Annotated in this window: 25 protein-coding genes; 23 read left to right on the plus strand and 2 right to left on the minus strand. The window is 36.5% G+C overall.

Going from position 1 to position 19,478, the window contains the following annotated elements:
* Positions 1 to 106: 106 nt before the first annotated feature.
* Genes JZO69_RS01125 through JZO69_RS16715 form a run of 19 tightly spaced genes read left to right on the plus strand, consistent with a single transcriptional unit; the run spans position 107 to position 14,457 of the window.
* Positions 107 to 736: a DUF4355 domain-containing protein gene (locus JZO69_RS01125; protein WP_207111074.1), complete on the plus strand. Its 630-nt coding sequence runs from the start codon at positions 107 to 109 to the stop codon at positions 734 to 736.
* Between the two features lie 11 nt (positions 737 to 747).
* On the plus strand, positions 748 to 1,104 hold the full coding sequence (locus JZO69_RS01130) for a hypothetical protein (RefSeq protein ID WP_207111075.1): 357 nt from the start codon (positions 748 to 750) through the stop codon (positions 1,102 to 1,104).
* Positions 1,105 to 1,128: 24 nt separating this feature from the next.
* The gene (locus tag JZO69_RS01135; RefSeq protein ID WP_207111076.1) at positions 1,129 to 2,160 is read left to right on the plus strand and encodes a major capsid protein; all 1,032 of its coding nucleotides are present in this window, start codon (positions 1,129 to 1,131) and stop codon (positions 2,158 to 2,160) included.
* 38 nt (positions 2,161 to 2,198) lie between these two features.
* Complete coding sequence (locus JZO69_RS01140; protein WP_207111077.1) at positions 2,199 to 2,549, plus strand: phage head-tail connector protein; 351 nt, start codon at positions 2,199 to 2,201, stop codon at positions 2,547 to 2,549.
* Positions 2,546 to 2,848, plus strand: coding sequence for a hypothetical protein (locus JZO69_RS01145; RefSeq protein ID WP_207111078.1), 303 nt, complete (start codon positions 2,546 to 2,548; stop codon positions 2,846 to 2,848). Before JZO69_RS01140 ends, JZO69_RS01145 begins: the two co-directional genes overlap by 4 nt.
* Complete coding sequence (locus tag JZO69_RS01150) at positions 2,848 to 3,186, plus strand: HK97-gp10 family putative phage morphogenesis protein (RefSeq protein WP_207111079.1); 339 nt, start codon at positions 2,848 to 2,850, stop codon at positions 3,184 to 3,186. Before JZO69_RS01145 ends, JZO69_RS01150 begins: the two co-directional genes overlap by 1 nt.
* The gene (locus JZO69_RS01155) at positions 3,183 to 3,542 is read left to right on the plus strand and encodes a hypothetical protein (RefSeq protein ID WP_207111080.1); all 360 of its coding nucleotides are present in this window, start codon (positions 3,183 to 3,185) and stop codon (positions 3,540 to 3,542) included. Before JZO69_RS01150 ends, JZO69_RS01155 begins: the two co-directional genes overlap by 4 nt.
* Positions 3,543 to 3,553: 11 nt before the next feature.
* Complete coding sequence (locus tag JZO69_RS01160; protein ID WP_207111081.1) at positions 3,554 to 4,108, plus strand: phage major tail protein, TP901-1 family; 555 nt, start codon at positions 3,554 to 3,556, stop codon at positions 4,106 to 4,108.
* Between the two features lie 54 nt (positions 4,109 to 4,162).
* The gene (locus JZO69_RS01165) at positions 4,163 to 4,516 is read left to right on the plus strand and encodes a tail assembly chaperone (protein ID WP_207111082.1); all 354 of its coding nucleotides are present in this window, start codon (positions 4,163 to 4,165) and stop codon (positions 4,514 to 4,516) included.
* Positions 4,486 to 4,842 carry a hypothetical protein gene (locus JZO69_RS01170; RefSeq protein ID WP_207111083.1) on the plus strand — a complete coding sequence of 119 codons (357 nt, stop codon included), beginning with the start codon at positions 4,486 to 4,488 and terminating at the stop codon, positions 4,840 to 4,842. The genes JZO69_RS01165 and JZO69_RS01170 overlap by 31 nt, the downstream gene beginning before the upstream one ends.
* Positions 4,843 to 4,857: 15 nt before the next feature.
* Complete coding sequence (locus JZO69_RS01175; RefSeq protein ID WP_207111084.1) at positions 4,858 to 8,142, plus strand: tape measure protein; 3,285 nt, start codon at positions 4,858 to 4,860, stop codon at positions 8,140 to 8,142.
* Positions 8,142 to 9,068 carry a distal tail protein Dit gene (locus tag JZO69_RS01180; protein ID WP_207111085.1) on the plus strand — a complete coding sequence of 309 codons (927 nt, stop codon included), beginning with the start codon at positions 8,142 to 8,144 and terminating at the stop codon, positions 9,066 to 9,068. The genes JZO69_RS01175 and JZO69_RS01180 overlap by 1 nt, the downstream gene beginning before the upstream one ends.
* A 13-nt stretch (positions 9,069 to 9,081) precedes the next feature.
* Complete coding sequence (locus tag JZO69_RS01185) at positions 9,082 to 11,067, plus strand: phage tail protein (RefSeq protein ID WP_207111086.1); 1,986 nt, start codon at positions 9,082 to 9,084, stop codon at positions 11,065 to 11,067.
* A complete protein-coding gene (locus tag JZO69_RS01190; protein WP_207111087.1) occupies positions 11,068 to 11,280 on the plus strand; it encodes a hypothetical protein in 213 nt (70 codons plus the stop codon).
* The gene (locus JZO69_RS01195; RefSeq protein ID WP_207111088.1) at positions 11,264 to 11,437 is read left to right on the plus strand and encodes a hypothetical protein; all 174 of its coding nucleotides are present in this window, start codon (positions 11,264 to 11,266) and stop codon (positions 11,435 to 11,437) included. Before JZO69_RS01190 ends, JZO69_RS01195 begins: the two co-directional genes overlap by 17 nt.
* Before the next feature lie 14 nt (positions 11,438 to 11,451).
* Positions 11,452 to 13,104: a phage baseplate protein gene (locus tag JZO69_RS01200; RefSeq protein WP_207111089.1), complete on the plus strand. Its 1,653-nt coding sequence runs from the start codon at positions 11,452 to 11,454 to the stop codon at positions 13,102 to 13,104.
* 15 nt (positions 13,105 to 13,119) lie between these two features.
* Positions 13,120 to 13,461, plus strand: coding sequence for a hypothetical protein (locus JZO69_RS01205; protein WP_207111090.1), 342 nt, complete (start codon positions 13,120 to 13,122; stop codon positions 13,459 to 13,461).
* Positions 13,458 to 13,688, plus strand: a complete 231-nt coding sequence (locus tag JZO69_RS01210) for a phage holin (RefSeq protein WP_207111091.1) — start codon at positions 13,458 to 13,460, stop codon at positions 13,686 to 13,688. The genes JZO69_RS01205 and JZO69_RS01210 overlap by 4 nt, the downstream gene beginning before the upstream one ends.
* Positions 13,666 to 14,457, plus strand: a complete 792-nt coding sequence (locus JZO69_RS16715) for an N-acetylmuramoyl-L-alanine amidase (protein ID WP_207111092.1) — start codon at positions 13,666 to 13,668, stop codon at positions 14,455 to 14,457. The genes JZO69_RS01210 and JZO69_RS16715 overlap by 23 nt, the downstream gene beginning before the upstream one ends.
* Positions 14,458 to 14,683: 226 nt before the next feature.
* Here JZO69_RS16715 and JZO69_RS01220 read toward each other — a convergent pair whose 3' ends face one another.
* Positions 14,684 to 14,902, minus strand: coding sequence for a DUF378 domain-containing protein (locus JZO69_RS01220; protein ID WP_207111093.1), 219 nt, complete (start codon positions 14,900 to 14,902; stop codon positions 14,684 to 14,686).
* Positions 14,903 to 15,090: 188 nt separating this feature from the next.
* Positions 15,091 to 15,669 carry a hypothetical protein gene (locus tag JZO69_RS01225; protein ID WP_207111094.1) on the minus strand — a complete coding sequence of 193 codons (579 nt, stop codon included), beginning with the start codon at positions 15,667 to 15,669 and terminating at the stop codon, positions 15,091 to 15,093.
* 929 nt (positions 15,670 to 16,598) lie between these two features.
* On the opposite strand from JZO69_RS01225, the gene JZO69_RS01230 reads away from it, so the two are divergent.
* The 4 genes from JZO69_RS01230 to JZO69_RS01245 are packed head-to-tail and all read left to right on the plus strand — an operon-like array spanning position 16,599 to position 19,249.
* A complete protein-coding gene (locus tag JZO69_RS01230; protein WP_207111095.1) occupies positions 16,599 to 16,850 on the plus strand; it encodes a hypothetical protein in 252 nt (83 codons plus the stop codon).
* Positions 16,851 to 16,861: 11 nt separating this feature from the next.
* Entirely contained in the window at positions 16,862 to 17,221 is a 360-nt protein-coding gene (locus tag JZO69_RS01235) for a hypothetical protein (RefSeq protein WP_207111096.1), read from the plus strand.
* A complete protein-coding gene (locus JZO69_RS01240; RefSeq protein ID WP_207111097.1) occupies positions 17,212 to 18,765 on the plus strand; it encodes an HNH/ENDO VII family nuclease in 1,554 nt (517 codons plus the stop codon). The genes JZO69_RS01235 and JZO69_RS01240 overlap by 10 nt, the downstream gene beginning before the upstream one ends.
* Positions 18,766 to 18,778: 13 nt before the next feature.
* Positions 18,779 to 19,249 carry an SMI1/KNR4 family protein gene (locus tag JZO69_RS01245; protein ID WP_111248022.1) on the plus strand — a complete coding sequence of 157 codons (471 nt, stop codon included), beginning with the start codon at positions 18,779 to 18,781 and terminating at the stop codon, positions 19,247 to 19,249.
* Positions 19,250 to 19,478: the final 229 nt, after the last annotated feature.

Here is a 19,478-nt window from a genome sequence, read left to right on the forward strand (position 1 = left end):
AGGAAATCACTAGGCTTTTTATTATGTCCAAGCATTGAAGACTCTAAAAGCCATGGAAGTGCAAGCATTTATCCACGTTAAAAGATATGGGAAAGGAACGATTATCATGAAAATAACAAAATTAAGAATGAACTTGCAGTTTTTTGCGGAAGATGCAGGATCTAATAGTGGCGGTGATAATCCGGATAACGCTACTAACGGTGAAATTGTTGAAAAATTGGAAGATGAGCAAGAGACAAACGAATCCGATAAAAAATATTCGGATGAAGATGTCAACAAAATCATTGACGCTAAATTTGCTAAATGGAAATCAGAACAGCAAAAAGAACAGGACGAGGCAAAGAAATTAGCCGAAATGGACGAAAAAGAAAAGACAGATTACGAGAAACAAAAGCTGCAAGCAGAGATTGATGCGTTAAAAAAAGAGAAGACGTTAGTCGAAATGGCAAACACAGCTACTTCTATGCTTGCTGACAAAGGAATTAAAGCAAACGAAGGTATTTTATCGTTTGTTGTCAAAGACAGCGCAGAAGGTACTTCTGAGAGCGTAAAAACGTTTGTCGATTTAATCAACGTGGAACGAGAAGCAATTAAGGAAGACTTTGAAAAACGACTTGGTTCTAAAATGCCACTTGATGGCACAACATCAACTACTCTTTCTCGTGGTGCTCAAATGGCAAAAGAAATAAACAATCAAACTAAAAAGCCTGAGTTAGATCCTTGGGCAACAAACTAGGAGGAATTTAAATGGTTTATGTAAAGAAAACTCAAACATTCAAAGATATTAATATTTTAAAAAGTGCAAATTTCTTATCTTTCACAAAACAAGTGGACGATACACACGCAGGGGTGGTGGATGGCGTATTGCCAGCTGGTTCTGTTTACCCTAAAAACGACTCAACTGCAGAAGGTATCACTATTAATGATGTAGATGTTTCTAATGGCCCACAACCTGTTGGTGTTATTGTAGAAGGACATATCTTAATCGATCGCTTACCAGTTAAACCGACAGATGCGGCACAAACAGCAATGCGTGAAATTAAGTTATATGATGCTACAGGGAAAATGTTAGCTCTGCCTACTACACCAAGTGGCGGACAATAAGGATAAAATAGGAGGAATAAACAAATGGCAAATATTGCAGAATTATTTTCACAAAAAAATGTATTAGATTATGTAAATGGGCGACAAGCACCGATTTTACTTGGAGAATCGTTATTTCCGTCTCGTAAAGTTCAAGGGTTAGAGTTTGATGTATTAAAAGCAGGTTCAAAAATTCCCACAATTGCTAGTGTGCATGCATTTGACACCGAGGCAGAGATTGCTTCTCGTGTAGGGTCAAAAAGTGCGCAAGAATTAGCATTTATTAAGCGTAAAATTCAATTAAAAGAAAAGGATCTTATTGCTTTGCGTAACCCTCGTACTGCGGCGGAACAAAGTTATTTAGAAAAAGAAGTTTATAACGATGTAGATTCAATGGTTGGATCTGTAAACGCTCGTGTTGAAAAGATGCGTATGGAAGTATTGGCAAACGGTACTGTAACGCTTGATGAAAACGGACTTGATTTAGTCGTGGATTATGGAGTTCCGGAAGATCACCAAGCAACTGCCGATTTTACTAAAGCTGATACGGATATCATCGGATTATTAACAGATTGGGCATCAGCGTTAGATACTATGCCTACTAGAATGTTGACATCAACTAAAGTTCGAAATGCTATTCTGCAAAATGCAGGTGTCAAAGCATATTTCAAAGATGCTGGTCTATTACCAACTCCTGGATCATTAAATCAAATGTTACAACAGTTTGGGTTACCAACTATCGCTACGTATGATGCAAAATACAATAAAGAAAATGCAGCAGGTATTTTAGTTAAAGAGCGTTACTTCCCAGAAGATAAGTTGGTTATGTTTGGATCAGAAAACCCTGGGGAATCAATTTTTGGTGTAACGCCTGAAGAATCTCGTTTACTTTCTGGCGGTTCTAACGATTATACAGTCGGAAACATCATTGCAATGGTATACGAAGAAACACTCGATCCGGTTGGTACATGGACAAAAGCAGCAGGGACAGCTTTACCTAGCTTCCCAGAAGCTGACAACGTATTCCAAGCTACCGTATTACCAGCACCAGCAGGAAAAGCAGCTAAAAAGGGTTAGTCATTGACTAGCCTTTTTATTTTTGAAAGGAGGCAGTCATGAGTGATCAAGATATTTTAGAAGAAGTTAAACGAACACTTGAAATAGAAGACACTGATATAGACAGTCAACTGATAGATTTTATCAAACGTATTTCTCAACAGCTTAATGTTCGCTTAGGCTTCCTAGAAGCTGTTCCTGACGTTTTATCTTATATCGTAGTTGAGTGTACTATTAAACGATTCAACCGCAAAGGTAACGAAGGGATGGACTCCTATGGACAAGAGGGAGAAACAATCAACTACGGAAAACTTTTGGATGAATTTCAAGACGATATCGATGCTTGGAAAGCAAAAGAAGAAGCGGAAAAGAATGTTTCTCCTCGAAAAGGAGTTGCTCGTTTTATATGAGATATAATGAAAAAATTGAGTTTCGCATTGAGAAAAAAGAATATGATCCGAAGCAAGGTAAAGAAATTACAAAAGTTACTGAGTTTAAAGAAAGACGAGCTAATATTACTGATGCATCACAAGAGATTATGCAAGTTACTTTCGGTGATTGGAGAAAAGGAATCAAAGTTATTCGACTTTTAACTTTTTTGAAATTTAATCCTACTCATGTGATCTATCAGAGTAAAAAGTATAAAGTGGCCACGAAGAGACAACCGAGTCGCAAATGTGCTTTTGTGGTGGAAGAGGTGACCAATTAATGGGCAGATCAAAAACTATTATTGGAGCATCAGAATTTAAAAAAGCCCTGAAAAGAAATGCGACGTTGGATGATTTGAAAAATGTTGTGAGGATGAATGGTACTGAGTTAACTCATGAAGCTGAGGTGAATGCCCCAGTCGATACTGCAACGCTTGAAAGGTCAATAACTCAAACTATTAAAGACAATGGCTTGACTAGTATTACAGAGCCTCACACTGACTACGATGGATATGTAGAGTTAGGAACTAGGTTTATGAAAGCCCAACCTTATATCGGACCAGCTTTTAGGCAACAAGTGAAAAAATATAAAAGTGGTATGCAGAGGTTAGTCAAATGAATGATCAATATATTTTTGATAAGGCTTATACACTACTAAAAAAACTCGGCTTTGATATATATATATATAAACAAATGAATGATGTAGGTTATCCATTTGTAGAGATGATTAATACCGATACTGGTCGCTTACCAACAAAGAGTGGAAGTATTCAAACTATTAGTTTATCTATTGATATTTGGGGGCTTGCTTCTGAAAGAAGACAATTTTCATCAATTAAAACCATTGTATTAAATACTTTGATCCAACATTTTCAGGTGAAAGAATCAGAAATAGAAGATAGAACAATTACTGACACAAGCACAACCGATGTCCTATTACATGGGATTTTAGTTGTGCCTATTTATTTAAATTAGGGGGATTTTTAATGGCAACAGCAATTAAAGGTATTAATGTATTTTTACTTTTTAGAAAATTAGTAGAAGCTGAAAAAGTTGAAGCGAAACGTTTAGCTTTTCAAACTGAACACAGTCGCACGATTGAGGGTGATTCAAGTAACACGATCACGAAAGACGGGAATGTAAACGTACCAGGCGTAGCAACAGTCGAAATGGATGTTACTTCAATTTTAGCAGAAGGTGATACGTTACAAGACGAATTAGAACAAGCTGTCATTGAAGGGAGTCTTTACGAAATCTGGGAAATCACTAAAACGGAAACTACTGAAGACGATCTTACAAAAGCAGCGGAAACGAAAAAATATCCTGCTACTTATTACCAAGGATATATCACATCTACTGAATCGACGTTCGGAGCGGAAGATTTAACAGAGTTATCTATTGGTCTAGCCATCAATGGTACAGGAGCTAAAGGGATGGCTACAGTAACTGATGAGCAATCACAAGTTATCCAATATTCATTCCGTGATACTGGTAAATATGTTCCAGAAACTGGCGGAGAAGCTAGGACGACAAAAAAATAATTTAAGAAGAAGGGGCAGAACTTTTCTGTCCCTTTATTTTAGGAGGAAATCTTAATGGAGTTAAAAATTAATGGACAAGATACTGAGATTATTTTTGGTTTAGCGTTTAATCGAGAAATCGACACGATTTATAGAATTGAAGGACAAGGATTAACGTTTGGCGCTGGACTAGATACTTTACTGCCACAGTTGTATTCGGAAAGCGCAACAGCACTACAAGAAGTGATATATCACGGAACAGCACATATGAAAAAAGGACGCCCTAGTGGTCATCAAATCGATAAATTTATCGAAGAATCAGAAGATATGGACGAACTGTTTAATCAAGTTCTAAAAGCGCTTGGAGAGTCTAACATATCAAAAAAGAAACTAGCGATGTGGAAAAAACAACTTCAAATAAACGACTAACTCATGATGACATCACTTTAAACATAATTAGATATTTAAACATTACTGACTTTGATGTGATAGGAAAGATGACTGTTTGGGAATATTCGATGTTGATGGAAGGTATGAGGCTCCAAAAGATAGATGAAATGGAGAATCTGCATTTGTTAGCTTATAAGACTGCGGTAGCCAAAAATAAGAAGAAACAGGGAGATAAAATTGTCCCAGAATTTCCTACATTCTATGATTTTTATGATAAGAAGCTAATAGAAACAGGCGTATCTAGTAAGTCGTTAGACGTGGATGAATCAGAAATAGAAATGTACAAGCTCCTATCGAAAATATAAGAAAGGAGGTAAACGATGTCCCAATCATACAGTATACAAGCTGTTTTATCTGCGGTAGATAAAGATTTTACTAGCAAGATGAATGATGCCGTAGGAACGACAGATAAATTAGATGACGGAATGAAAAAAACGAACACTAGCATCTTGGACATTGCCAAAGGTGTTGGTGTTTTTAAATTAGTTGATATAGGCGTTTCAGCAATTACAAATTCTTTAGGTGGTGCAATAAAACGCTTTGACACATTGAATCAATATCCGACTGTCTTACAATCGCTAGGGGCAAGTGCAGAAGAAGCTGACAGCGGAATGCAGATCCTTTCGGATGGGATAGATGGATTACCATCTACTTTGGATGAAGTAACTGGAACAGCTCAACAAATGTTTTTGGTTTTTCGTGACGCAGATAAGGCTTCAGAAAGCACAATTGCTTTAAATAATGCATTACTTGCTAGTGGTTCTAGTGGAGATAAGGCGGCTCGAGGAACAGAACAATATTTAAAAATGTTACGTTCGGGCAAGGTTGATATGGAGATATGGGGAACACTGCAAGATACTATGGGTATTGGATTGGATAAGACAGCAACATCTATGCTTGGTGCTGGCGCGTCTACTCAAGATTTGTATAAAGCACTCCAAAGTGGAGAAATAAGCGTTACACAATTTAATGATGAGATTATCAAATTAAATGATGGCGTCGGCGGTTTTGCTGAACTTGCTAGAGCTAACTCGAAAGGTATTGGAACTTCTTTTAAAAACATGGGAAATGCAGTCACAAAAGGAGTCGCTAATGTTATCAAAGCACTTGATCAATTTGTTAAAGATGCTGGCATTAATGCGGATGGGATCATGGGGATTTTCGATAAAATGAAAGAAGGAATCAATACCTCATTCAAGATTGTTATCGGCTCAATCGAAGCAGTAACACCATATTTTGGGCAACTATTTAAAGTTATCGGTAGTTTAACGCCCTTACTTCCACCACTTGCAATAGGACTGACAGGTGTTGGAACAGCAATTGGTACTATGAAAGTTATAAATACTATAACACCAATGATCACGAGAATGAGTGATTCCGTCAAGATAGCTACGAATGTATTTCAAACATATACTGTAGCAACAAAAGCAGGCATGGCATCAATGAAAGCTTATCAAGCTGCAACAGCAGGCGGAAGCATAGCGATTAAAACTACTACTGTGTTACTCGGAGCTTTGACAGGGAAAATAAGTCTCTCTACTGGAGCCCAAATGTTAGCGACAAAAGCGACAATTGGATTTAAAGCTGCTGCTAGCGGATTATATGCTGCATTAGGTCCGTTAGGGATAGCTATGGGCGCGATCGCTGCTGTAAGCGCAACTGTAATATGGATGACAAACAAAAATACCAAAGCGTCTAAAGAATTAAAAAAAGCACAGGATGATATGAAAGACTCTTTAGAGGAATCGACGATATCATATGATAAAGGGATTGAGAAAACCAGAGCTCAAAGTGACGTGAATCGTCAATTAAAAGACGAGGTTGTCGATCTTGCCACTCAGGAAAATAAATCTGCTGAAACTAAAGAACTTTTAAAAACAAAAGTTGATGAATTGAACAGTAAGGTTCAAGGGCTTGGGTTAGCTTATAACGAAGAGGCTGACGGCATTACTATGAGCAATGAACAGCTTGAAAAACGTCTTGAGCTACAGGAAAAACAAGAAATGGGAAATGCTGCAGAAGAACGTTTGATAGAGTTGCATCAAAAAAGAGCCGAAGCTACCGAAAATTTGAAAAACGCTGAAGAAGCGAAACAGGAAGTAGACAATAAATTCATCACTTGGGGTAACGAGATTAAAAACACCGAAGAAGCTTTAACTACAGCTAAAGAGAATCGGAATAACATTGAGGAGCAAATAGCTCAAGCGACTATTACAAGAGACAACGGTTTGAAGGCAAGCGCTGAAGAATTAACCTTAGTACAAAATCAAATGGTTGAGCAACAAAAGGTTAATTATGCTGATTTAACGGAGTCACAAAAAACAGCATTTGATGCTATGCAAACTCAATATGATTCACTAAGAGAAAAAACAACTAGTGCATTTGATGCCATCGAACAAAAACAAACAATCAGCTTAGAACAAATGGTTGAAAACTTGAATAAAAATGCCGAAGCTGTGCGGATGTGGTCAGAAAATGTAGCGACGCTTGCTGAAAGAGGTGTCGACCAAGGGTTGATTACTCAACTAGAGAAGATGGGACCTGCAGGCGCTCAACAAGCGGCAGAGTTGGTTAACCGAAGCGATGAGGAGTTAAGAGTGCTTAGTGATACGTATTCCAACAGCGTTAAAGCTGCTAATGAAGCGATGGTAAGAACTGCTGGCGAAGGTTCTCAACCTTTTGTGGATGAAATGAGCAAAACGGTGGATAAGGCTGCAGTTAGTTCAAAAAATGCGTTTGAGAGTAGTGATCTATTCACTCTCGGAGGCAGAATTACAGGGACAATTAAAGATGATATTGATAAGAATTCAAATCAAGTTGAAGAGGCTTCAAAAGGATTGGTCAATAAGGCTGTTGATCCGCTCAAAGATTTACAACCTAAATTATATCAATCAGGAAAAGAGGCTCCTAACGGATTAGCAAAAGGGATTAATGAAAATACAGAGGTTGCTGGAAAAGCATCCGAAAAAATGGGCGACACAGTCGATGAACAACTAAGAAGTTCCCTCGGTATCCATTCGCCTTCTCGAGTAATGGTAGAAAACGGTAACTACATAACTGCCGGTTTAGCACAAGGGATTAAGAATGGCGAAAATGAACCTATTCAAAATATTCAATCTATCACAGAAAAGCTTAAAGATGAATTTAACGGCTTGCCTAATGAAATGAATACAATAGGTAATTATGTGATGCAAGGTTTTGCAGATGGTATTAATCAAGGCGGAGAATCTGCAATTGCGAATGCAAATAGAATTGCGAATGACGTTGCAAACACAATGCGTAAAGCTCTAGATGTACATTCCCCTTCGCGAGTTATGATGAAAATAGGGGGATTTGTCGGAGAAGGTTTAGCGATTGGAATGGAAAAAAGCGCAAAGATGGTTGATAAAGCTAGTAATATTTTGTCCAATTCTGCAATGAATGTAAACAATAATTCATTAGGTCAATCCGGTCAATTACAATTCAGCAATAGTCAAGCGTTGTATGTGACAGTAGAATCTATGTTGAATGGTAAAGTCATCGCTGAAGAAACAGCGCCATTTATGGCTGCGGAATTACAAGGAATCAGCAACAAAAGAAACACATCTTTAGGGAGGAGATATTGATGTATAAGTTTGTGGATACTATAGACACTCCTGAAAAAAAAGGTTTGCCGAAAGAAGCGATGAGTTTTAATGGTTATTTCTTGGAAGAACTTGTGCCAGGTTATAGGACGCTATCGGTATCAGGTAGAGAACTTGCTTCTACGGAAATTCAAAGTTATCAATTGGGGATAAGAGATGGTAAGAGACATGTTTATGCTCGTATTCCCGAAAGAGAATTGACAATAAAATATTTGTTAGAAGCTCCTACAAATGAAGATTTCCGAGATCTTTTTAATCGGCTAAACATTGCGCTTTTTAGCGAGAAAGATGTTGAAATATGGTTTAATGATGAGCCGGAAATGATATGGAGCGGAAGTAAATCACAATCAGCTGGTGTTCCGGAGGGAATCAATAGAATTATTAGTACTTTCACGATTTTGTTGAGTGACCCATATAAATATACCCGATCTGATGCAACTAGCGTGACATGGGGATCAACTACAATCACGTTTCAGGCTAATTATCTAATGGGTAATACTGGATCAGGAGCCGTAGAATTACCTATTGTCATTGAGGGTGGAGCTTATTGGGGATCAACGATGATTACTTTTCAGAATCGTTCTTACTTAATGGGAGACAACGGCGAAGAAGTAAAACCGATTGAAATATATCCAACCGTTGAAGGTCTAAAAGTGAAGCCCACTATCACGATAAAAGGTACTGGTCGTGGAGTATGGATAAAAACTAGGAACGATACAATTGATTTGGGTGATTTCGATAATGCTGAAATCATTATAGATACTCAGAGGTTTAACATCACAAAAAATGGTAAACCAATGATTCGTCCGATGAACGATTTTTATATTTATCCAAATGAACCATTATTTATTCAAGCAAATGATAGCAATTTTACTCTGACAATCCGCTATCCAAATAGATATTTATAAGGAGGATGATAACTTGTTAATGGCGATGAATCTCAAACGGGAATATACAGCGATTCTCGAAAATGCTCACAATGTAAGTTATGAAAAAATCGAAAATCAAATAGGCAACATAGAATTTACAATGCCGCTAGACGATGAAAAAAATGAATTTTTGCAAGAAATGTTATGGGTAGAGTTAACTGATAACGAAAATGAATACATTGGATTGTATCGGGTTATGCCATCAAAGATCCAGAAGAATGCTAGCAATAACAAAATTACTTATACAGCAATACACGCATTAGGGACGCTACTTGATAGTGTCCTTTTTGGTTACCATGAATTAGTTAACCGTAAAACAATTGACGTAATCAATTATGTCTTAAACAAACAGACAACAAAACATTGGGTATTAAAAAAATGTGATTTCAATCGATTCTTTTCGTATGCTTGGGAAAACGAGAACGGATTAGCTGATGCGCTTTTTAGTATCCCGCAAGCTTTCGATGAAGACTATGTATGGGAATGGAACACACAAGTTTATCCATTTGAATTGTCGCTTGTAAGACCTCAAACGGAAGTTGTTGCCCGAATACAAGAAGGCTATAACATGCAAGGTTTTGAAATTGAACGAGATCCAAATAATTTAGTCAATCGAGTGTTTCCTTTAGGGGCTGGAGAGGGAGTCAATCAAATAAACATCAAATCAGTCAATAATGGTATTTCTTATGTAGAGGATAAAAAGTCTATAGAAAAATATGGATTGGTTGAGTATGTATGGGTAGATCAAAGATTTACTATTCCGCAAGCTTTAAAAGACAACGCAATAAATATGCTAAGCAAGTGGTCCATTCCAAAAATTAGCTGGTCCGTAACAGCTGCCGATTTAACAAAACTAACTGATGATCCACTGATCGTGGATAAGCTCCGTAAAGGTGGCGTTGCTATGATCAATACAAATGATTATGGTTCAGTTAATCTGAGAATTAAGAAAGAAGCTAAAAATGATGTGTTTGGTGCTCCGCAAGATTTGCAGTTGGATTTAGGGAATTTAAAAGATGATATCACAACTACTATGTCAGATTTAGGACGCAAGCAACAGATTAATGAGACCTATTCACAAGGTGCAACGAACATTTTGAACTACAGCTACCAAGATAACTGTGAAACGGCTTATCCTGCGATCATTGAGTTTTATCTTGATGATGATGTATTCCATGTGAATACCGTCGAGTTGACGTTTAAAACGAAGAAATATCGAGGCTACACTAAAGCTGTAAAAGGCGGTGGGGCAAAAGTCACCTCTACTTCTGCAGGTGGAGCCAGTACACAAACGAGTTCCGCTGGCGGTGGATATTCATCAGGATCAACCACTTCTGGTGGCGGTGGTTATTCTAGCGGTTCTACAACGAGCAGCGGAGGAGGAAGCGTTCAGTCCAGTGGATCGGGCGGAGATCATAGGCATCGCATGTTTGCTTATAGAGGAGTTGTGAATCATAAGCCTGGAGAGACGCCAAATAGATATGATGCAAATGAAGGGCAAATAATATTTGTGGATGGACCGACAAGCGGCGCAAAAGACTTGTGGACAGAAGGAACATCAGGTAATCATAGTCATGCCGTAGGTATTCCAAATCATTCGCATAATTTTAATATAACCATACCAAATCACAGCCATGGCTTTAACGTGAATATTCCTAACCATTCTCACAATGTTAAGATTCCAGGACATACTCACCAAGTTACGTTACCAGATCACACTCACCCACTTGAATGGGGCATATATGAGGCGCCAAACAGCGCAAATAGCGTGGATATAATCGTAGATGGGAAAACACTTCCTCAACACGACACGAGTCAACAGAGGCTTAATATCGTTGATTTTTTACGTAAAACTACTGGCGGTAAAATAGCTAGAGGTAACCACACAATCCAAATAAAACCAAACAAACTTGCACGTATCGAAGCGCAAGTTATTTGTCGTGTATTTATTCAATCACAATTAGGAGGACAATTTTAAATGAAAAATCTAGTTATTACTTTAAGAAACGGAATTCATGTGCAGCTATACTTCGAAAAAGAAAAAGAAGCAAAGGTTGTACGTAATAAAATTTTAAAATGTAAAGATACGTTTTGCGTAGCAGTTGACAATGTAACAATTAGAGTTAGTGAAATTGTGTTAATCGAAATTATAGATCTTATCGAGGAGGAAGAACATGAAATTAAAAATTAAGTTAATCAGCGATACAGAACCATTTGTTGTTAATGATAAGATTGGCAAAACGCTAGACGATTACTTTGAACAGTTAATTGATAATAGTACGCCATTCATCAAGATTGGAAACAAAATTTTACAAAAATCTACTATCGAATATATCGATGCAGACTAAAGGAGTGAGAATCTATGGCAGTTGAACAAATCAAAGAAACAGACACGCTTAATCAAGGTCGTGTCAAAATTAACGCTATTTTAGATCAATCTAACGCATCTATTGACACAGTAAATGGTTATAAAAATGAGTTGACCGAGGGGATCAAAGAGGCAAAAAAGATAGCCGATGAAGCAGGCAAAGAGGCAGTTAATATTGCGACCGAAGCGGGAAATCAAGCTAATGAAACAGCGGATCAAGCTTTGTCTAACTCGAAAACAGCTATTACTACTGCAGATCAAGCTGTGTCTACGGCTAACAACAATAAACAAGAATTTGATTCATTAAGGAATGATTTTGATAAATTAGTTGCAGAATCTGGTGATAGCAATCCAGAAATCGTTCAAGCTCGTACAGATACACAAGGGATCACCAGACCAACACTAGCCACACGTTTACAAGTTGACTTTAACGAACGGATGACAAAGGCAGAAGGAATCTCACTTTTTACAGGTTCAACCAACGTCAAAAAGATGATGGATTTCAACGGAAAAACAGCTGGTAACACAACAACTAATCCACATAAATATTTTTCAGATTTTACAGCTACAACGTTAAAGAAACCCACTGACGTTTGGAATGAAGTTTCTCAGGCAGATTATAACAAGTTGGCTAGCCGTGACGATTCGGGTGTTATTACCGGCTCAACCCAAAATGGTGTAATTCCTCAACACATGGCATCGTTTGATGTAGCGGAAGAAGCGAAACGGTTAACTCCACAAATATATGAGGGGTTGGATCGAACACAATCGGCTACGTTATTAAAAACTAATTTTGTCTCATTCACAGTAAGTGTAAGAGTAAAAGCTACTTCACCAAATAACAAAAATATTAAAGTCGCTACTTACCTACAATCAACAGATTCGTGGACAAATCAAATTCAAGAAAATGCGACTGATTATGTCGACTTAACAGTTCAAGTGAACGATAAGAACTTTATTACTAATGATGGTTACATTCATTTAGTGAGTTATACCGATGCTTCAAATGGAGTTAGCTCTTCAAGTTTAGATATGGACTATTGCGGAGTTCAAATCGAGTTGACTGTAAATGCTCAGAAAATTTTAGATGCTGCTGGCTACGCTAAGCAATCAGATATTGACAGCATTACCAAAGAAGATATTGGTTTAGGGAATGTCCAAAACTTTGGTATTGCTACTCAATCAGAGGCACAAGCTGGAAAAATTGATAATAAGTATATGACTCCGTTAAAAACAACTCAAGCAGTCAAAGCTATGTTGTTAGATCTGACTTATCCAGTTGGTAGTGTTTATCAGAGTACTGAAGCGACGGATCCAGCACAACTCTTTGGTGGAACATGGGAAAGCTTTGCTGATGGTAGAACATTGGTAGGTGTTGATCCGACTGATCCTGATTTTGTAGCCGGAAAAACAGGCGGAGAAAAAACAGTTACATTGACTAAAAACCACATCCCTAAAGACTTAAGTTTAACTGTAGCCGGAAAAACAGCGATAGGTGGTTCTAAATCAACTGCTTTTGGTGGTGGGACAGCTGGTTATGGGGCTAGTGGGGATGTAGGGCCAGTGGTGATTTCAAATGCTGGCGGTCAATCACATAATAACATGCCGCCGTACATTGCGGTTTATATGTGGGTAAGAGTTGAGTAGGAAGGCGGAAAGCAAGTGGAAGTTGTAGATAAATTACTGGAAGTTAATAGTTTTTTAGTGGCATTAGGATTAGGAGGAATTGTGGCTATCTCCACTAACATATTTAAGCAGTTAAAAAATAGTAAGCAACAGACAGAACAACGTTTCAAAAATTTAGAAGAGGCAAATTTAGCGTTGCTCCATGATAAAATTTATCAGCAGTGTTCATTTTTTTTAGAACAAGGATGGATTCCTGTTGATGATTTGGAAAACCTAGACTATATATGGCGAGGTTACTATGGATTAGGTGGAAACGGCACTGGAGAAGCATTATATAAAAAAGTTCTAGAACTACCGAATAAGGAGGTGATTTCATGAAGATGTCAAACGAAACGTATAATAAAGTAAAATGGGCGGTATCGGTTGTATTACCAGCATTGGGTGTCTTGATCGGTACGCTTGGAAAATCATATGGATGGGAAAACACTGATTTAGCAGTTACTACCTTAACAGCTGTTACAGCTTTTTTAGGCGCAACTATGCTACACAGCACGAGCCAATATAATAAGGATGGTGATAGTAATGGAGATAACGAAACAAATTAGGCAAGGCCTACCGACGTTAGGTTATAACCCATATCGGCAAATACATTTGCATAGTACGGCTAATCCTAATAGTACCTCTCAAAATGAAGCGGACTATATGAACCGTAAAGATATTAACAGTGGCTATTATACGCATGTTGTCGGGAATGGTCGTGCGATCCAAACTGCTCCAACGGGCAAAGGTGCCTATGATGTCGGTGGAGGGTGGAATTACGAGACTTATGCGGCGCTTGAATTAATCGAGAGCCACGCAACACGTGCAGAATTTGAGCGTGATTACAAGTTGTGGGTTGAGTTGGCAAGACAATTGGCGAATGAAGCAAAAATACCAAAAACGCTTGATACAAATGATTTAGAAGGTATCAAAACTCATATGTACTGTACGTATAACCAACCAGAGAACGAAAGCGATCATATTGACCCGTACCCATACCTAAACAAGTGGGGAATAACTGCAGGTCAACTGGAAAAAGACTTAGTTAATGGATTTAGTGATACACCAAATAATAACCAAAACACAAATATAAATAAACCGAAACAACAGGAGGAAATAACAATGGTATGTACTTATCAAGTAGAGGGCGGCAAGACACTTTATTATTTTGATGGGCAGGTAATTAAAGCACTCACACACCCAGATCAAGCGGTGGCGTTACGTGAGATTTACAAACGTAACAATGGCAAAGATATGCCGCATATCACTTATTCTAGAAAAGCTCCATTTAACAAACGATTGGAAGAAGTGACTAAACTTAAAGCTTTAAAATAAAAAGTAGGACAATTTGCTTTTAAGTGTGGTAAACGCCGCTATGTTTCTGTTGATCCAGATGACGAACGAACTGATACAACTTGCAGGAATGGATTCTTTAATTAAATAAAAAAGCCCTTTACGGAGGGCTTGTACATAAGTTTACCCCATCTCTTTTGAGGTGGGTTTTTTTGTTTCTGAAAAAAGCAACCACCTTTATTAGCAGTTGCTACTAAGCGATTGATATTTACATGGTATCTACTTTGTCTTTATTAGCAATCATTGGAAATAATTTTAAACAATAAATAGCAGAGAGTCCTACTAATACATAAATGATTTTTGCAAGTATAGTAGTTGATCCACCGAAGATAGCTGCTACTAAATCAAATTCAAATAGTCCGACTAGCAACCAATTTAATCCACCGACAATAATTAAGGCTAATGCAACTGAGTCTAAAGCTTTCATAAGTATTCCTCCTTCTTTAATATTTTTAAGTATAAGGCATAAGGAATAATTTTTCATATACAAAGCTCATGAGAGTTTTCCTTTTGAATAATTTAATTTATATGATACAATGATCGATTTGTATTAGGCGTTTTTTTCGTTAAAATAGCCCTCCTTGAATGGAGGGCTTATACATAGTAATGACTTAATTATTGGATTTTCTCAAATACTTCTTTGTATTTGTTGAATTCTTCATCCATTTTTGTTTTATTTGCAGAATCTTTCGGTTGATAAGTATACATCAGGGATAATATTTTATCATTAGTCGCCATGTAAAGAGGGCTAGAAGAACTTTCTTTTAAATACTTTTCCCCATTCTTTAAGTCTTCAATTGATTGATATGTTTCTATACCGATACCCCCTCCGTCTGCTAGCTCTTCTGCATTGAATCCAAACTGACTAATAAACTTCGTCTGACTATTTTCGAGATCATAAGAATTCGGTAGATATTCATACGAAGTTAAACCATCTTGATAATCCATTTTCAAATTATGAGACATAAAAGCTTTTGCAATCTTTTTATTTGTCTCTGATGTCATATCAGATAAAATTTTTTCTTCATCTTGTTTTGACATTTCAGATGCTTTAGTAGACGAACTCTCCAGTTCTTTTACTCTAGATTCTAATTGTTCCACCTTACTACTAGAAGACGTTTCTTTTTTATCATTTCCACACGCTGTAAGTCCAAATACAGCAATTAATAAAACTCCGTAAACTACTTTTTTCATGTTAATCCTCCTAAGATAATTTTCTAAATAAGTATATCAAACAAAACGTTAAGATTAAACCGATAACTGGTTTCAGCAGAAACTAATTTCAGCAGAAACTAAGCTATTTTTGACAATGGTTTAAGCACGAATTCCCGAATGAAACTATCAGGATTTCGTATGGTAAATTTTTCTATTATGAACTGGTTTCTATTATTGTAATGTCCGAATGTAGCAAGTTCAAATTTATCCTCGTCTAAAAATAATATAAGGTTAGCTAAGTCTTTTTTATGAACTAGACAGTTAATGTTAGCCGTGTTCGTTTTTAAAGTAAATCGAACTAAAATATTAGGAAACGACTTAATTACTCTTATTTTAGCAACAACACCTATATAGCTGTTTTTATCCATATAATCATCCTTTTCTAGAAATTTCTTAAATAAATTATACGAATATATGTTCGCGTTGTAAAGCGAACAGAATATTAAAAACCTCTATTCCAACATGCCTTTTTATTAATAAAAGGGAGCATAAAAGGGGCAAAAATACCGTATGCTTACGAAATTATTGAAAATGAATTTTTAATAAATAAGCTGCAAGTCCTTATTTTAAGCGTTTTTCATTAGCATACAATGCTATAAAAATTAACCAGAATTGATGAACCGTATCATAAATGATGATATTTTTAGTTTATTTTGATAGTTAAAAGTAAGTATCTACTATTATTTTTTCATGATAAAGTATAAGGGATTGGAGATAAAACAAGCCAATTAATGAAGCAAAGAGCACAGATAGGAATAGTGGTACAAGTTAAGAAAGGTTACAGTACGTGGTGGTGTTACTTTGGTTAATCGAGATTATGGCTACAAAGATGTTAAATAGCTATGTATAAGAATTTTAATCTATGATAAAATAATATATGACTTTAAGTTGAAGAAAGAGGTGTATATATGGTGAATATTGCATCAGATATTGGCTCCGCCACAGGTGCAGTTTCAGGAATAAAATCCGTATCTGTCAATAAAGGGACACAAGTAACATTAGGAAAAAGTAACGTTTCTAGTATGAAACAAGGAACAGAAATAAATAATCAATTATTGTCAGATTTAGCCCAATTAATTGATTGCGTGAAAGAGCAAAGTCAGAAATTCCCCAAAATTGCTGAAATTATGGCAATTGAAGACAGCAAAATCAAATTTTAAGGAGCTAATTCATGGAGAATAAAAATGATGCAGAACGAGCCAAGTATGGACGTTTCATTATAGAAAAAGAAACAAGTATGGATGAATTGAAACAAGATCAGAAGAAGATCGAAATGAGCCTCTTAGATTTACAAGAAGAGTTACAACGAGGATATCGTACGCTATCCATGTTAAACGAAGACGTTGTTCTTGATGGTAATACTGAAGGAATTCGTATTCAACGAAGAAACGAAGAACAAGAACATTTTTTTGCTCGTCAATTGCGAGAAGATGCAGATAATTTAAATAATTGTTATTCCGAGCAACGAAAAATACTTGATAAAGAAACCGAAGAATTATATAAAAAGAGAGGTGAAATTCCTTGGGATTGATTTATTCTAACTCAGATTCTTCACAATTAATCTCTGCATTACAGAAAAACATCCAAAGTGGCAAGGAAGCTTCTGAACAATTAAAATCTGGAAGTCAACAGGTGATAGCTGCGGTAGACGGTAAAACATTGTCTGGAGCAGCTTACACGGCTGGTAAAGGATTATTTAGTGATTTAATTGTACCCACCATTAGCAAAGTAACTTCTGCAATAGATAGCATTGAAAGTGAGTTACAGACCTACAGTTCTGCCGATGCATTGGTTTCAGGTGAGGGGACATTGGATGAAGATAAATTAATGCAACAAATAGCCACGAAAAAAGCGATGAAAGCGTCTGTTGATGCTTCGGCAGCATTAGCTAGAGCACTATCCCGAAATAATCCTGTAGCAAAGGTTTTGGATGCTTTATTAAACGTTCAATCCAATTTGGCTCGCATGTCGAATGATTACGAAGACGATATACGGGAGCTCGAAAAAAAATTGGAAAAGCTGCACACCTTTTCTTCCCAAACAAACGGCTTGTTCAGTAATAGTCTGAATGACATGAAAGTGGCCATGCAAAATTGTTTAATTTTAGAGAATACGATTGTGAATAGTGACGGCTCGTACTCTTTGCCAGAAGGAGTCGATAAAAGTTGGTTTAATCAATTGAAAAAAGCAAGTGATTTAAATGGGATCACAGGAGATAAGCAACCGGATGTAGGGAATCGGGAATATAAATTAATTGATTTAGGGTATGGAAAAATATGGCTTTGGGTAGAAAAAGGAAAAACGACAGCTACGTCAGAAGATATTACGGTAAGTTTGGCGTATAATGAATGGTTGAGTCGTATGATTGCAAAACATGGTCTAGGATTTGTTGAAGGGGATCGTGGAAAAGGAATGGACGAGTTATTCTATGAACAAAATGCGACGTTGATAAAAGAACTTTCAACAGGGATCGATAGTGTGACCGGGAAAAAATTAACCACAGCCGAAAAATTAGGGAAAGCATCGTTGTTGGCAAATGGATTAATCACAATGGGCGTGATGGTTAAAGGGGTTGTGAAAGTATCTACTCCCAAAAATAGCCTATCTAATAAGAATACAGTTATTCAAGGAAGTAAGAATGGGAAAAATTATACGCTAGATAAAAGTAAGAGTAATGGAAATAAATCGTATAAGAAAGCTAGTGGAGCTGAGGTAGCTAAAGACTATGCACAAATTAGGGAATACTGGAAAAAAGATGTTGACTTTAAAGGAACGAAAGTTTATCAAAGAGATAGTATAATTGATATTAATAAAGTAGATGTTAAGGGACGTTCTAACCTTCAAAGAATGGAACAAGGGTTGGCTCCTTTAGGACCAGATGGAAACCCAGTAAACTTGCATCATATGACACAACGAGATATAAGTTCTATTGCTGAAGTAGAGCAGTCTTTCCATCAAAGCAATTCTAAAACGATTCATATTAATCCTAATTCAGTTCCATCAGGAATAGACCGGAAGTCTTTCAATAAATGGCGTTCGGATTATTGGAAAAATAGAGCAAACGATTTTAAATAAAGGGGATATTATAATGAGTGCAGAATACAATAAAGCAAAAAAAATAATTGAAGAGAATGAGGATCTAGTAGATGATTTCGGAGGAGCTTCGGATAATATTATAAAAAAAGCTCAGACAATTCTTGATTTGCAATTTCCCGAAGAGTACAAACTTTTTTTATCTTGTTTTGGTGCTTTAACTTTTGGTTCTATTGAAATTTATGGTGTTTTTAGAGAGGATTTCGAAAATTCAGGTGTTCCAGATACTGTTTGGGCTACTTTAAATGAACGGAAATTAGTAAATATGCCAAAACATTTAGTTATTTTGTATAATAGTGGGATGGGAGAAATGTATTGTTTTAACTATAAAGATTTAAATGATAATAATGAACCTAAAATAACATCATATTTCCCAGGTTTTTCTGAAGATGCACAAAAAAATGAGGTTTTATACAACAACTTTGGGGAATTTCTCTTGGATATGGTAACTGAAGAAATTAATTAAAAATAGTAAAGCTTTGACTAGTTAGTATGTGTTCGCCAATCAAGTTACCAATAACGAATAAAGAGTAGTCTGTGCTAGTTATAAAAAGGACTAAATGTAGCTTCGTTTATTGAATAAGTTGGTAATAATACAAGTAGTTACTGAGTAGTAAAGAATTAAATAACTATATATTATTTTTATGAGATCAATCATCTCAATCGATGGTTGGTCTATTTTGTGTTTCAAGGAG

Source organism: Candidatus Enterococcus ikei (assembly GCF_017316105.1).
Taxonomy (GTDB): Bacteria; Bacillota; Bacilli; order Lactobacillales; family Enterococcaceae; genus Enterococcus_L; species Enterococcus_L ikei.